Genomic DNA, 13,261 nt, shown 5'->3' on the forward strand with positions numbered 1-13,261 from the left:
GGACCTCGCGCCATCGCGGCTTCCGGTCCACCGATCATCCGTACCCTGCCTCGGCGCTCGGGAACGGGTGTCGTCGATCTCAATCGCTGCCAGGGCTAAGCCAAGTTCTGCTACGCTGCGCCCGACCATTTCGAGATCCGTGGGTGACGAGATCCAGCTCTATGATCCGGTGCCCCCGGATCCGAAGCGGGCGCAGATCGAGCGGGCTCAGGAGACCTGCCCGGTCCGGGTCATCGCAGTCGAGCCTGGCGGCTTCCCCGAGGCGATGAAACTGTGAACGGCGGCCACAGACCGGGCATTGTCTTGATAGGCGCCTCCCTTGCGCGTGGTGACCGTTGCGGCGGCCAATCGCACGGCGCGGGTCGCCTGGGCGATCATGACCCGCGGCGGCACCTACCGCGCACCGGCGGCCAGGGCTGCCTGACAGCACGCAGAGGAGACGTTTCCAGGCTGCGAGGACGATGAGAGTTGATGGCGAACCGTCAGACCGGGAGCCGGGACACCCCGCCGTCTGTCCAGGGCGTCATAGCCCGCAAAGCGGAGTGGGACCCAGCTCGCGGATACCATCAGGGCCAGCGGTCAACATGAACGACTGCATCGACAGGCCGGACACAAGACTGCAACCGACCAACGCGTCAGAAGCTCAATTCGCCACTTGCGCTGCGGGAGCCATCCACACAGGACAGGCGCAAAACCACCCTCAGGGGTCATCCTGCTTGCGACCCAACCCGGTCGGAACGGTATGGTAGAGGCACTGCTGGAAAGCGGACGCTGCTATCATCGCAAGAAGCTTTTCCGCGCTCAGTCTGCTTGCCGAATATGCTCAAGCGCAGCGACCAATTCGCTGGGCTGAGAAAAGAATGGCGAGTGATCGCTCTCCAACGTGACGGTGTGCGAAACTGGAGTGGCGCGTTGCATGGCTTGCTGCCGAGCGATCGGGATCGCCTGATCTTTCGCGCACGTGATGTAGGCTCGTCGGACCGACCCGAAGCGAGGCTCAGTAACGTGGATCGGCGTCGACCAAATCTCGGTAGTCTCGGGAACAAGGCGTTCGCGCGCGAACTGCACGAGCGGTTCAGGCGTTTCGTTGTAGAAAAATATTTTGACTCCTTCGCGACTGACGGTACAGTTTCCGTCATCGTCAAATATTAGCGCCTTACTAAAGGCCTCGGCATTGGCCGATTACTGTACGATATCATTTAACGTCTGACCATCTTTGAGAAGAAAGGCGCATAGATAAACGAGTGACGCGATTTTATGAGGTATGCGTTCGGCCACTTCACTGATGATGAGGCCGGCGCGGCTGTGCCCGACGAGAATGACCGGTTCGCTCTGGGCGGCGGTAATCGCGGCAACCTGATCCGCCCAAGCTTGGAGCGGCTGTTTTGCCATGGAGTGCTGACCAGAGATCACGTCGTACAGATCGGGTGTCAGAACGCGATGTCCGGCTCGCTCGAGCAGCGGCACGACCTGCGACCAACACCAACTACCGTGCCACGATCCAGCAACGAGTATGTAGATAGCCATTCGACACCCTTTCTGGCGGACGGCGGTGTATCTTTGTCATGCCTCGTTACAGTATGATTTCACGTGGGGTTCGATCACGTAGTGCGCGTTTGAGGTCCCATTGGACGTCGGCGTTCAGATCGAGCTTCCTGAACCGCGGACGGCTCATGTGGGTCGAAAGCGGTCCCGGCGGCGATGTCGGCTTCAAGACGTTGTTGTCCGAAAGTAGACCGTCTCGAAACCGCCCATCTGAGATGTTTAGGTGAGCGCTTCGTGCTGGCAAATGTGGTTGAAAACCGCTGGCCTGCCTCTGCGCTGACCGGCTGGAAAATCGGACGAGCTGCCAAAATTCGAATCAGACAGATTTAGTTGTCGAATCTTCGCAATGAAGCAGACGTTCGGGGCGAATTATTCTGCAAGGGGTGTTTGACCGCGGGTGGCCAACGCTACGCATTTGCCGTATTCAAATCCCCACGCGCATTGCGCCGGATAGCCTGTGGCGGCTGCCCGAACGCTCGAAGGAACGCGCGACGCATCCGGTTGCGGTCTGCGAAGCCGGTTTGGTCGGCGACGGCGTCAATAGGATGCCGGCTGCGTTCCATCAAAACTCGCGCAGCCTCGACCCGGAGGTTCTCGACCGCCTTGGCCGGCGACTGGCCGGTCTCGGCATGGAACACACGGCTGAACTGGCGCGGGCTGAGGTGGGCGGCTTGCGCCAATTCCTCGACCGAGAGCGGGCGGTGGAGGTTCCGCTTGGCATAGGTCAGGGCCGCCTGGATGCGGTCCGACTTCGCGTCGAGGTCGAGCAGGGTCGAGAACTGCGACTGGCCACCTGCCCGGCGATGGTAGAGCACGAGCTTCTTGGCGATCTCCTTCGTCACCGCGTGGCCGAGATCCGCCTCGATCAGGGCGAGCGCGAGGTCGATGCCGGCACTCATGCCCGCCGACGTCCAGATCGGGCCGTCGTTGATGAAGATGCGATCCGTGTCGGCCGTGCATTGTGGGAATTGGGCCTGTAGCTCCCGCGCATGCATCCAGTGCGTTGTGACTCGCCGCCCGTCGAGCAGTCCGGCCTCGCCGAGGACGAAGGCTCCCGTGCAGATGGCGGCGACGCGCCGGGCCCGAGCGGCCGCACGCTGAACGAGCGCGACGAGGCCCAGCGTCGACGGTTGCACGAAGGTGCCGCCGCCGATGACGAGCGTGTCGAAGGGCGTTTCGCCAAATGTCTCCGTTTCCACGTTCAGGCCGGCCGAGGTGCCGACCGGACCTCCATGCTCGGAGATGAAGTGGATGTCGTAGGTCGCTTCGTCAGCCGCGAGGTTGGCGACCTCAAAGGCCGGCACGGCCGCCAGCGCCATCATCGAGTAGCCGGGATAGACGACGAAGCCCACGCGCTGCATGCCCGACTCCAATGACCTAAATCGACGCAACTATGACATTTGCGCCGCTCCAGGGCAACGGTAGCTTCCTCCCATGGAAGGCCGCCGACCTGTGGCGCGCATGACGAGGAGAACGACGATGACCACTCGATCCACGAAGGGCCTCGCTGTCGTGACCGGTGCATCTGCCGGCATCGGCGCGGTTTACGCCGACCGCCTCGCCAGACGGGGGTATGACCTGCTGCTAGTCGCTCGAAACGATGAGCGCCTGCAGGCACTGGCCGACCGCCTGACCCGCGAGACGGGGCGCAAGGTCGAGCCGTTCAAGGCCGACCTGGGGCGCAAGGACGATCTCGCGCGCCTGGAGGCTCGCCTGCGCGAGGACGCGAGCATCACCATGCTGGTCAACAACGCCGGGATCGGCTCCGTCGCCTCGACCCTTCAGGCCGACGTCGAGACGATGGACGCCATGATCCAGCTCAACATCACCGCGCTGACCCGCCTGACCTACGCAATCGCTCCGGCCTTCGTGGCGCGCGGATCGGGGACCATCATCAATATCTCGTCCGTGGTCGGCATCGCGGTCGAGATGCTGAACGGCGTCTACAGCGCCTCGAAGTCCTACGTCCTCAGCTTCGGCCACGCGTTGCAGAAGGACCTCGCGGACAAGGGCGTCCGCGTCCAGACCGTGCTGCCCGGCGCGACGGCCACAGAATTCTGGGATGTCGCCGGTTACGCGGCGCAGAAGACGTCCGCGATCACCATGTCGGCGGCGGATCTGGTCGACGCGGCCTTGGCCGGTCTCGACCAGGGCGAGCTTGTCACCATCCCGGGCCTGCAGGATGCGTCCGACTGGTCGCGCTGGGAGGAGGATCGCCGGGCCCTTGCCGCCAAGTTCGGCAACGCCAAGCCGTCGGCGCGCTACGGGCTTGCGACCGCGAACGCCGCCTGAACCTGGAGCCATCCATGCCGTACCTTCAGCTGGACGTCATCGGCCCCCATCCTGTGGCCTCCAAGAAGCGCCTCGCGGCGCAGATGAGCCGGACCTATGCGGAGATGATGGCGGTCGACATCAGGCGGATCAGCGTCGCCATCCGCGAACTCGGCGAGGGCGGCGTGTGGCGGATACCGGAAGCCGGCGGCGAGCCGGTGCCGGTCTCCGTGATGATGCTGGACATCCGCAAGGGACGCTCGGCGGAGTTGCGGATGGAGGTCGCCAAGGCGCTGCGCGCCCACTGCATCGAGATCCTGGGGTTGCACAAGGATCGCCTCAACGTTGAGTTCACGCAGCATTCCGGCGACGAGATGTATCACCCGACTCTCGGGGGCTACAGCCCCGAGTGGTCCCCGGACGAGCGATGATCCGTGTCGCGAACGGTTCTGGCCGAAAGCGGAAAATCCGCTTTCAGGCGAAGGGCTACTGCAACCGGACATTCTGGCGTAGTTCGATCGACTGGCTTTGCAGCCCTACGAAGAACGCGATACCGGAGTAACGTCTGCGGCGAGCGCCGCGTGTTCGATTTGCAATTCGGTGGAACGAGCGCTGCGATGGCTGCGGGGCGCTCCCCACAATAAAGATCACCCCTGGAGGGGGCAGGCTCCTTAGTAGGGAAGCTGCTCATCGGTGAGCGCGGACCACACCATTGCTGTGGCGGCGAGGGTCGCGAGACGCAGTTGCCCCTCCGTCACCTTGTCGCGCGTATCGGCCGTTGTCAGAACGTACCTGAGATTGGAGGGCCTCTCGTCGAACCCTGCGACGAGGCGCAAGGCCGGGATGCCGTGTCGCGTGAAGTTGGCGTGGTCCGAGTTGGCCATCGGCGGGAGGAAGGTTCTCACCGGCGCGCCCGCCGCGCGGGTGGTCCGCTCCGCCCAGGCCGCGAGGGCCGGAAGACCGCTGCACAAGGCCGTCAGGTGGCCGGAGCCGGCGACGGAATCGAGGTTGAGGTTCATGGCGAGGGTCTTGCGCTCGGCCACGGGCAGGCCGTCGAGATAGACGCGCGAGCCCGTCAGGGCCCACTCCTCGGCGCTGAAGAAGGCAAGGCGCAGTCCGCGCCGGAAACACCCCGCATGGGGGGCGAGCGCCCGTGTGACGGCAAGGGCCACTGCGACACCGGTGGCGTTGTCCATCGCGCTCTCGGCGAGATCGTGGCCGTCGAGATGCGCGCTCAGCACGACGGTGTCGGCGGTTTGTCCCGGGAGGCCGAACAGGATCGCCTCCGTGCTGGCGGCGAATTCCGTCGCGGCGATCGTGAGCCGGGCCCGGGCGTAACCCAACGCTGTCGGCGCGAGGCGCGCGGCGGCCTCCGGCTCGACGCCGAGGGCGGGGATTCCGTCCTCTGGGCCCCGGCCGGACGACCCGGCAACTGGGCGCGTCGGAAGGGGGCCTGCGATCAGGAAGCCCACGGCACCCGCCTCTCGTGCCCAGGCATACTTCAATCGACGGTGGATGTGCCCCGCCGCGAACATGTATTCGTGCTGCACCAAGACGATGCGGCCTGCCAGAAGGGGGGAGAGCGCGGCGAACTCCGCCTCGGTGCCTCGCCCGACATCCACGACCTCCGCCTCCAGCCCGGAGGGGGGCGTGGCGACGGTGCGTACCAAGGGATGGCAGCCCAGCAGAACGGTTCGATCCGCCTCGACGAGTTCCAACGTGGCGGAGGCGGATCGCCAGCCGTCATAGGGTGTGGGGACGATCCCGGCCGGCCGCCCGGCCGCCTTCTCGCCGAGGCGCCGGAGGAGGGCTTTCGCGGCAGCCTCTGAGGATGTGCCTGCGAGGCGTCCGCCGCAATCGCAGATCGCCGCGAACTCGTCCGGCAGGAGGCGGTCCGACAGGATCGCGGCGGCGACGGAGGCGGGGAGAGGCTGTGTCACGAACCGTGCTCCATCAGGTAGGGCCGAACGTGCCGGTCGATCTCCCCGGCGAAGGCCTCAGCGAGACGGGAGAGACCGCTCTGCGCCGGCTTCAGCACGGCCACCTCGTAGGCGATGCGCGGGGTGAACGGCCGGATGACGATGTCGGGCGCCGAGTGGCACGCGGCGCTGATCGGATCGACCAAGGCGATCCCTGCCCCCTCCGCCGCGAGGTTAAGCGCGGTCGCGAAGAACTCGCACCTGACCACGATCCGCAGGTCCGCCCCCTGCGCAGCGAAGGCCTGGGCGATCGCGGGCGTAGTGCCGTGCGCAGGAAGCAGCCCGATCATCGGTGCCCCGTCGAGCCGCGGGGGGGTCAAGACCTCGTGCACGGCCAGCGGATGATTCGCCTTGAGGGCCGCGACCGCCGCGAATCGATAGCGGCGGACCACGCTGTCCTTCTTGTCGAAGGGCGGCTCGGCGATGCCCAAATCGAAGGCACGGGCCGCGACGAGATCCCGGATCTCGCGCGAGGACCGGGTCAGCAGGTTCAGGCGGACATCCGGCCGCGTCCGCTGGAACTCCGCGACGATGCGGGGAAGCCAAGCGATTCCGGGGCTCGGATTGGTCGCGACCGTCAGCGAGCCCCGCGCGGCGGCGGCGATGGCGGCGGCCGCATCGTCGAGCTGCGCGACGCCGGCGAGGGCGCGGACGGCCTCCTCGTAGAAGAGCGTCGCCTCCGGCGTCGGCACCACCTGCCGGCCGTCCCGGCGGAAGAGCGAGAAGCCGACCGCCCGTTCGAGGCGAGCCAGCCCGGCGCTGACGGCCGGCTGCGTGACACCGAGGGCGCGGGCCGCCGCCGTCAGGCTCCCATGCTCGATGATCGCGGTGAAGAGTTCGATCTGTCGTAGATCCATAACTGTGATTTATCGGACGGCAATGGCCTGTGAGACAAGCCTAAAATTCGAGCGTGACAGGCGATGATGAATCATCCCAGTCTGTCTGCATCACGGATGGTGATGATCCATGGCGGCTTCGACGCGGCGGGTTTTGGTGGGGCAGGAGATCGGAAAGGCGTTTGGGTCGCATCGCGTCCTCGACGCCGTGGATCTCACGCTGCACGAGCGGGAGGTGGTTTGCGTCATCGGGCCAAGCGGCTCGGGCAAGACCACGCTGCTGCGCTGCCTTGCCCTCCTCACCGCACCGGACCAGGGGCGCGTGCTGATGCACGATCAGGTCGTCGCCGGCGGCAAGGCGGACCGCTCCGTCGCGCGGGCCGCCCGCGCTGTGCGGTCCGACATCGGCATGGTCTTCCAGCACTTCAACCTGTGGCCGCATATGAGCGTGCTGGCCAACGTCATCGAAGCCCCGATCCGCGTGCGGGGGCTGATGCGCGACGAGGCGGTCGCCCAGGCCGAGGTGCTGCTCGCCAAGGTCGGCCTGTCCGACAAGCGCGATGCCTACCCGGGCCGGCTCTCGGGCGGCCAGCAGCAGCGGGTCGCCATCGCCCGCGCCCTGGCCATGCGCCCGGCCGTCCTCCTGTTCGACGAGCCGACGAGCGCGCTCGACCCGGAATTGCGGCGCGAGGTTCTGGCCGTGATGCGCGACCTCGCCGGCGAGGGGATCACCATGATGGTCGTGACCCACGAGATGGGGTTTGCCGAGAAGGTCGGCAGCCGCGTCGTCTTTATGGATGGCGGCCGGATCATCGAGGAGGGCGAACCGAAGTCCTTCTTCGCCGCGCCCCGCACCGACCGCGCGCGCCGCTTCCTGGCGCAGTTCGAGGACTGACCGACACCCGCATTCAGACGGAGAATTGCACGATGACGTGTCGTTTCACCGGGTTCCTCACGGCCGTTCTAGCCGGGATCGCCCTTCTCGGAGCGGCCTTTCCCGCCGCCGCCCAGCAAACGCAGTCGCATCTCTACGACATCACCAAGTCCGGCAAGCTGCGCGTGTGCACGTGGCCGCTCTACTACTCGATCTCCTTTCGCAACCCCGCCACCGGCGAACTCGAGGGGATCGATGCCGACCTGATGAAGGAGTTGGCGAAGGACATGGGCGTGAAGCTCGAGGTCGTCGAGACGGCTTTCGGCACCTTCATCGCCGACCTCCAGGCCAACAAATGCGACATCGGGATGTTCGGCGTCGGCGCGACCATGAAGCGGGCGCAAGCCGTCGAGTTCTCGAAGCCGTATCTCGTGACCAACGTCTATGCGGTGGTTAAGGAGGACGGCCCGATCAAGCAATGGGGCGACATCGACAAGAAGGGGATCACAGCCGCGGTCACCCTCGGCTCCTACATCGAGCCGTTCATGCGCGGCTACCTGAAGAACGCCGCCGTCAACGCCGTGGCGCCGCCGGCCACCAGCCAAGCGGAGCTGATGACGAACCGGGCCGACGTCATCATGAGTGATTTCCCCACCGCCCTGCGCATGAAGAAGGAGTTCCCCGGCGTCACCTTCCTGCTGCCGCCGGAGAAGCTCGCGGTGACGCCCTACGCCTATGTCGTCGCGCCGGGCGACCAGATCTGGCTCAACTACGTCAACCTGTTCGTCGATACGATCAAGCTCGACGGGCGGCTCGCCAGATTCGCCGAGAAGAACGGGCTCGGCCCGATCGTCGCGCCGTAGGCCGTTGGCGATGAGCACCTACCAGTTCCGCTGGGATGTGATACCGGCGAACCTCACGTTCCTGCTGTCTGGCGTCCAGACCACCCTGATCATCTCGGGGCTGACCCTCGTCTTCGCGACGGCGGGGGGCCTTCTGGTCGCGGTCATGTCGGGCTCCCGCCTCTGGCCCCTGCGGATGATCGCCCTCGTCTACGGCGAGATCATCCGCAACACCCCAATCCTCGTGCAACTCCTGTGGGCCTATTACGTCCTGCCGATCCTCCTCGGGATCCGCCTCGACGCCTTCGCCGCCGCCGTCCTCGGCCTGTCGATCTACTCCTCAGCCTTCATCGCCGAAGTCTTCCGAGCGGGCATCCAGGCTGTCCCGGCCGGGCACCGGGAGGCGGCGCAGGTCCTCGGACTCACGCCGGGCCAGAGCTTCGTCCGGATCGTCCTGCCACAGGCGGTCCGCCTGATCCTGCCGCCGCTCGCGGCCAATTTCGTGCAGCTCATTAAATATTCCTCGCTCGCCGCGGTGATCTCCGTGGGCGAGATCACCCGGCGGGGCATGGAACTGTCCTCCTCAACCTTCCGGCCGTTGGAGATCTTCACCTTCATTGCGGTGATCTACTTCGCGATCTGCTGGCCTCTCACGCAGTCGATCCGCATCTGGGAACGCCGTCTTGCCGCGCGCTGACATCGCCGCCGCCCGCCGCACCCTCGCCACCGACCGTGCCTCCGAGGTGGCCACCCTCGCCCGGCGGCTGATCGCGGCCGCGTCCCCGAACCCGCCCGGCGACACCCGCGCGGTCGCCGAGGTCGCCGTCGCCTGCATCCGCGAAATGGTGCCCTCGGCCGAGATCGCGCAGTACGAGAGCGCGGAGGGCATCGTGAACGTCGTCGCCCGGGTCCGGGGCGCGGGACCGGGCCGGCGGGTTATCCTCAACGGCCATCTCGACACCTACCCCGTGGGCGAAACCGGCGCTTGGAGCGTCGATCCGGCCGGCGCGACCATCGATGGGCGCCTGTACGGGCGCGGGGCCGCCGACATGAAGGGCGGGATCGCCGCCTCCATCGTCGCCCTCGCCGGGCTTGCCGACGTCGCGGACGCATGGCCCGGAGAAGTCGTCCTGACGCTCGCCGGAGACGAGGAGACGATGGGCCCCCTCGGGACCCGGTGGCTGCTCGACACCGTACCCCACGCGACGGGGGATGCGGTGATCATCGGCGATGCCGGCTCGCCGCGCGTCCTGCGCTTCGGCGAGAAGGGCTTCCTCTGGATCGAGGTCGAGGCGGCGGGGCGGCCCGCCCACGGCGCCCACGTCCACCTCGGGGACAACGCGATCGACCGGCTGCGTGGGGCGCTGGACCGCCTCGGCGCGGCGCTGGCGGCGGTGCCGGTGACCGCGCCCTCCGCCGTAAGCGAGGCGATTGAACGCTCGCGACCCATTTCCGAACCCCTGGCCGGGGTTGGCGAGGCGGAGACGCTCGGCCGGATCACCGTCAACCTCGGCCGGATCGAGGGGGGCACCTCGCCCAATCTTGTCCCGTCCCGGGCCCGCGCCGCCCTCGACATCCGCCTGCCCGTCGGAGTTGAGGCGGAGGCCGTCGAGGCCGCGATCCACGGCGCCCTCGACGATCCGGACCTGACGGTCCGGGTGTTGCGGACCTTCGCGCCGAACCACACGGACCCGGACCATCGCCTCGTGCGCCTCTGCGCCGCCGCCGCCGGAGAGGTGATGGGCGCCCCGGTCGCGGTAAACATGCGGGTCGGCGGCTCGGACGCCCGCTGGTTCCGGATGCGGGGCATCCCCACCGTGGTCTACGGGCCCACCCCCCACGGCATGGGTGGCCCCGACGAGTTCGCCGCCATCGCCGAACTCGGGCAGGTCGCACGCGTCCACGCGCTCACCGCCTTCGACTTCCTGAGGGATACGCAGCCTTGACCGAACCGCTGTTCACCGCGCCGGACACCTTCATGGGGCTTCCCGCCGGGAGCCCCCGTCCCGGATGCCGGGCGGCGATCCTTGGCGTCCCATTCGACTGCGGGACCCATGCCTTCCGGGTCGGGGCGCGGCAGGGTCCGGCCGCCGTGCGCCGCCAATCCGGCCTCATCCGCCGGTTCCACCCCTCGCTGGCGGATGTCGACGTGCTGAGTCTCCTCGGCGCCGTCGACTGCGGCAACGTCGCCCTCACGCCGGGGCGCATCGACGACGCGCTGCCCCGGATCGAGGCGGCGGCGGGGGAGATCCTCGATGCGGGGGCCGTGCCGGTTGGGATCGGCGGCGACGGCTCGGTCTCGCTGGCGCTCATGCGGGCGGCGGGGCGCCGCCACCAGGGGCTCGTCGCGCTCCATATCGACAGCCACACGGACGCCTATCCCTACGAGCCGGACGACCGCTACAACGCCGCGACGCAGTTTACGAACGCGGCGGAGGAAGGCTGGGTCGATGCCTCCCGGTCCTGGCATGTGGGGGTGCGCGGCTTCACCTATCGCAGCGGCGTTCTCGTCCACGCGGCCCATCTCGGATTCCGTATCGTGACCGCGGAGACGCTGCTGCGGCGGGGCTTCGCGCAGACCATGGCCGAGTTCCGCGGCACCGTGGGCGAACGGCCGGTCTATCTCTGCTGGGACATGGATGTCTTCGATCCGTCGGTCGCCCCCGGTGTCTGCACGCCCACCTGGGGCGGTCTGACGGCGCGGGAGGGAATCGAACTGATCCGCAGCCTGAGCGGCCTGAACATCGTGGCGATGGACTTCAACACCGTGAGCCCGCCGCAGGACGTGAACGACATGGCCGCGCATCTGTGCGCGCACATGATCATGGAGGGGATGCTCCTGCTGGCCCGCCGACATGACCTGATCCCGGATGTGGCCTGAGTCTCGTCGGCCGGACCGGCTGGGCGTGAGAGGCTCTTAGCTCCCATGCCTCGAGGAGAGGCGATGCCGGCGGCATCGGGAGAGGCTGCTCCCTCCCGCAGGCGGCGAGCACGCCCTTTTGTGACCCACGGTTCATCGTTGGGAATCGTGGACAAAGCGCGGTGCCGCCCGTGCCGCATGCAGCTTACCGATGCGCCGCTTGCGTCCAAGCCGATCCCCGGCCTTCCGGGAGATGACCATGCGCGGGGCGCGATCGTTTGCCCCCAGGTCAATGATGTAGGCCCCCATGCGTTCGGACACGCCCTACGATGTCATCGTTGTCGGGATCGGCGGCATGGGCAGCGCCGCGGCCTGGCAGTTGGCCAAGCGCGGCCAGCGCGTGCTCGGGCTGGAGCGCTACGACATCCCCCACGCCATGGGCTCGTCGCACGGGATCAGCCGGATCATCCGTCTACCCTACTACGAGGATCCGGCCTATGTGCCGCTCCTGCACCGGGCCTACGCGCTGTGGCGCGACCTCGAGGCGGCGACGGGCGACGAGATCCTGGTGATCACCGGCTCCATCGACGGCGGCGCGGAGGAGAGCGACGTCTTCCAGGGCGCCCTGGCCTCCGCCCGGCTGCACGACCTGCCCCACGAGGTCCTCACCGCCACGGTGGTCAACGAGCGGTTCCCGGCCTACCGGCTCCCGGAGGGCATGCGCGCCGTCTACCAGCCCCAGGGCGGGCTCGTGGCCAGCGAGCGGGCGATTGTCGCCCACGTCCGGGCCGCGCAGGCCCACGGGGCGGAGATCCATGCCCGCGAGCAGGTTCTCGACTGGAAGGCGACCCCGGGGGGCGGGGTTGTCGTGCGCACCGATCACGGGACCTACGAGGCCGGGCGGCTGGTCCTGACGGCGGGGGCCTGGGCGGCGGATCTCGCCGCACCCCTGGCCGGTCTCGCCGTCCCGGAGCGCCAAGTGCTGGCATGGCTCCAGCCGCAGGAGCCTGATTGGTTCGAGCCCTCGCGCTTTCCGGTCTTCAACCTGCAGGTGCCGGAGGGGCGCTACTACGGACTGCCCGTCTATGAGGTTCCGGGGTTCAAGTTCGGGCGCTACCATCACCTCGGGGAGACCGGCGCCCCGGACGCCGTGCGGCGGGAGCCGGATGCCGCCGACGAGCGCCTCCTGCGCGACTTCGCGGAACGCTACTTCCCCGCCGGCAGCGGGCCGACCATGGCCCTGCGCGACTGCATGTTCACCAACACCCCGGACGAGCACTTCATCCTGGATCACCACCCGGACTTCCCGCAGGTCGTGCTGGCCTCGCCGTGCTCGGGACACGGCTACAAGTTCTGCTCGGTGATCGGCGAGATCCTTGCCGATCTCGCCAGCGGCGACGGGCGGACCCGCCACGAGATCGGCTTCCTGGGCCTCGACCGGCCCGGCCTGCGCCCCGCCGGTCCGTAGCGCCGGAGGCGTCACGGACGAGGAGCCCGCCGGGATCGGACGGGGAAGTGGCCTATCTGAGCGGCGTGACCTCGAACAGGCAATGGTCGTGCGTGCCCTCCGCGGCGCAGTAGGCTTCCCGGGCCTGGAGATGCAGGGTCCGGCCCGAGGCCGCCGCCGCGTATTCGAGTGAGCCTTCGAGCCACGCGGCGAACATCGTGCAGACCTTGCGGCCGAGGCGTCGGCGCTCCTCGTCCACGAAGGCCGAGTTCCGAAGTCGGACCGAGGCGGTGCCGGCCCCGAGATCGACGTCCAGCACCTCGAACTGCCCCCAGCCGCGCTGGGTGATGCGCCGCATGTAGTGGTGGAATGCCCCGAGGCCGTCCAGCCCGTGATGAGCAGCTTCCTTCTCGCACCAATGGTAGGCCGAGCGATGGCCTGCAGGCCGCAGCACCTCGGCCAGCCGTTCGGGCCCCAGCTCCGTCTCAAGGGCGAAGTGGTTGTTGAGGAAGAAGTGCTGCGGCACCAGGATCATCGGCAACGCATCGACGGACCAGCGCCCGGTGGCGTCGTCGACGTGGATCTCGACCTGCGGCTTGCCCATGGT

14 protein-coding genes and 1 pseudogene are annotated in these 13,261 nt (G+C 67.6%); 10 read left to right on the forward strand and 5 right to left on the reverse strand.

Going from position 1 to position 13,261, the window contains the following annotated elements; all coding sequences use genetic code 11:
- The first annotated feature begins 139 nt into the window (after positions 1-139).
- Both ACLBXO_RS15485 and ACLBXO_RS15490 read left to right on the forward strand, forming a co-directional pair.
- The gene (locus tag ACLBXO_RS15485) at positions 140-277 is read left to right on the forward strand and encodes a hypothetical protein (protein ID WP_447685883.1); all 138 of its coding nucleotides are present in this window, start codon (positions 140-142) and stop codon (positions 275-277) included.
- A 39-nt stretch (positions 278-316) separates the two neighbouring features.
- Positions 317-424, forward strand: a pseudogene (locus ACLBXO_RS15490) (IS110 family transposase); the annotation flags it as partial.
- A 758-nt stretch (positions 425-1,182) separates the two neighbouring features.
- Here ACLBXO_RS15490 and ACLBXO_RS15495 read toward each other — a convergent pair.
- Both ACLBXO_RS15495 and ACLBXO_RS15500 read right to left on the reverse strand, forming a co-directional pair.
- Positions 1,183-1,527, reverse strand: a complete 345-nt coding sequence (locus ACLBXO_RS15495; RefSeq protein WP_447685884.1) for an alpha/beta fold hydrolase — start codon at positions 1,525-1,527, stop codon at positions 1,183-1,185.
- 425 nt (positions 1,528-1,952) lie between these two features.
- The gene (locus ACLBXO_RS15500) at positions 1,953-2,906 is read right to left on the reverse strand and encodes a GlxA family transcriptional regulator (protein WP_447685885.1); all 954 of its coding nucleotides are present in this window, start codon (positions 2,904-2,906) and stop codon (positions 1,953-1,955) included.
- 118 nt (positions 2,907-3,024) lie between these two features.
- Between ACLBXO_RS15500 and ACLBXO_RS15505 the strand changes: the two genes are divergently transcribed.
- Both ACLBXO_RS15505 and ACLBXO_RS15510 read left to right on the forward strand, forming a co-directional pair.
- Positions 3,025-3,837, forward strand: coding sequence for an SDR family NAD(P)-dependent oxidoreductase (locus tag ACLBXO_RS15505; RefSeq protein WP_447685926.1), 813 nt, complete (start codon positions 3,025-3,027; stop codon positions 3,835-3,837).
- A 14-nt stretch (positions 3,838-3,851) separates the two neighbouring features.
- Entirely contained in the window at positions 3,852-4,247 is a 396-nt protein-coding gene (locus tag ACLBXO_RS15510) for a tautomerase (RefSeq protein ID WP_447685886.1), read from the forward strand.
- A gap of 240 nt (positions 4,248-4,487) precedes the next feature.
- Here ACLBXO_RS15510 and ACLBXO_RS15515 read toward each other — a convergent pair whose 3' ends face one another.
- Both ACLBXO_RS15515 and ACLBXO_RS15520 read right to left on the reverse strand, forming a co-directional pair.
- On the reverse strand, positions 4,488-5,756 hold the full coding sequence (locus tag ACLBXO_RS15515) for a M28 family peptidase (protein ID WP_447685887.1): 1,269 nt from the start codon (positions 5,754-5,756) through the stop codon (positions 4,488-4,490).
- Positions 5,753-6,652 (reverse strand): LysR family transcriptional regulator, encoded by a 900-nt coding sequence (locus ACLBXO_RS15520; RefSeq protein WP_053622295.1) that lies wholly within the window; start codon positions 6,650-6,652, stop codon positions 5,753-5,755. Before ACLBXO_RS15520 ends, ACLBXO_RS15515 begins: the two co-directional genes overlap by 4 nt.
- A 109-nt stretch (positions 6,653-6,761) precedes the next feature.
- Here ACLBXO_RS15520 and ACLBXO_RS15525 point away from each other — a divergent pair, with 109 nt between their 5' ends.
- The 6 genes from ACLBXO_RS15525 (at position 6,762) to solA (ending at position 12,675) form a co-directional block, all read left to right on the forward strand.
- On the forward strand, positions 6,762-7,526 hold the full coding sequence (locus ACLBXO_RS15525) for an amino acid ABC transporter ATP-binding protein (protein ID WP_447685888.1): 765 nt from the start codon (positions 6,762-6,764) through the stop codon (positions 7,524-7,526).
- Between the two features lie 32 nt (positions 7,527-7,558).
- Entirely contained in the window at positions 7,559-8,368 is an 810-nt protein-coding gene (locus tag ACLBXO_RS15530) for an ABC transporter substrate-binding protein (protein WP_042669297.1), read from the forward strand.
- 10 nt (positions 8,369-8,378) lie between these two features.
- Positions 8,379-9,044 (forward strand): amino acid ABC transporter permease, encoded by a 666-nt coding sequence (locus tag ACLBXO_RS15535; RefSeq protein WP_447685889.1) that lies wholly within the window; start codon positions 8,379-8,381, stop codon positions 9,042-9,044.
- Positions 9,031-10,293, forward strand: a complete 1,263-nt coding sequence (locus ACLBXO_RS15540) for a M20/M25/M40 family metallo-hydrolase (RefSeq protein ID WP_053622291.1) — start codon at positions 9,031-9,033, stop codon at positions 10,291-10,293. The genes ACLBXO_RS15535 and ACLBXO_RS15540 overlap by 14 nt, the downstream gene beginning before the upstream one ends.
- A complete protein-coding gene (locus tag ACLBXO_RS15545) occupies positions 10,290-11,228 on the forward strand; it encodes an arginase family protein (RefSeq protein WP_447685890.1) in 939 nt (312 codons plus the stop codon). Before ACLBXO_RS15540 ends, ACLBXO_RS15545 begins: the two co-directional genes overlap by 4 nt.
- 286 nt (positions 11,229-11,514) lie before the next feature.
- Positions 11,515-12,675 (forward strand): N-methyl-L-tryptophan oxidase, encoded by a 1,161-nt coding sequence (gene solA, locus ACLBXO_RS15550; protein ID WP_447685891.1) that lies wholly within the window; start codon positions 11,515-11,517, stop codon positions 12,673-12,675.
- Between the two features lie 52 nt (positions 12,676-12,727).
- Here solA and ACLBXO_RS15555 read toward each other — a convergent pair whose 3' ends face one another.
- Positions 12,728-13,258 carry a DUF5943 domain-containing protein gene (locus ACLBXO_RS15555; RefSeq protein ID WP_447685892.1) on the reverse strand — a complete coding sequence of 177 codons (531 nt, stop codon included), beginning with the start codon at positions 13,256-13,258 and terminating at the stop codon, positions 12,728-12,730.
- Positions 13,259-13,261 lie beyond the last annotated feature (3 nt).

The sequence above is a fragment of the Methylobacterium sp. C33D genome (assembly GCF_053345825.1).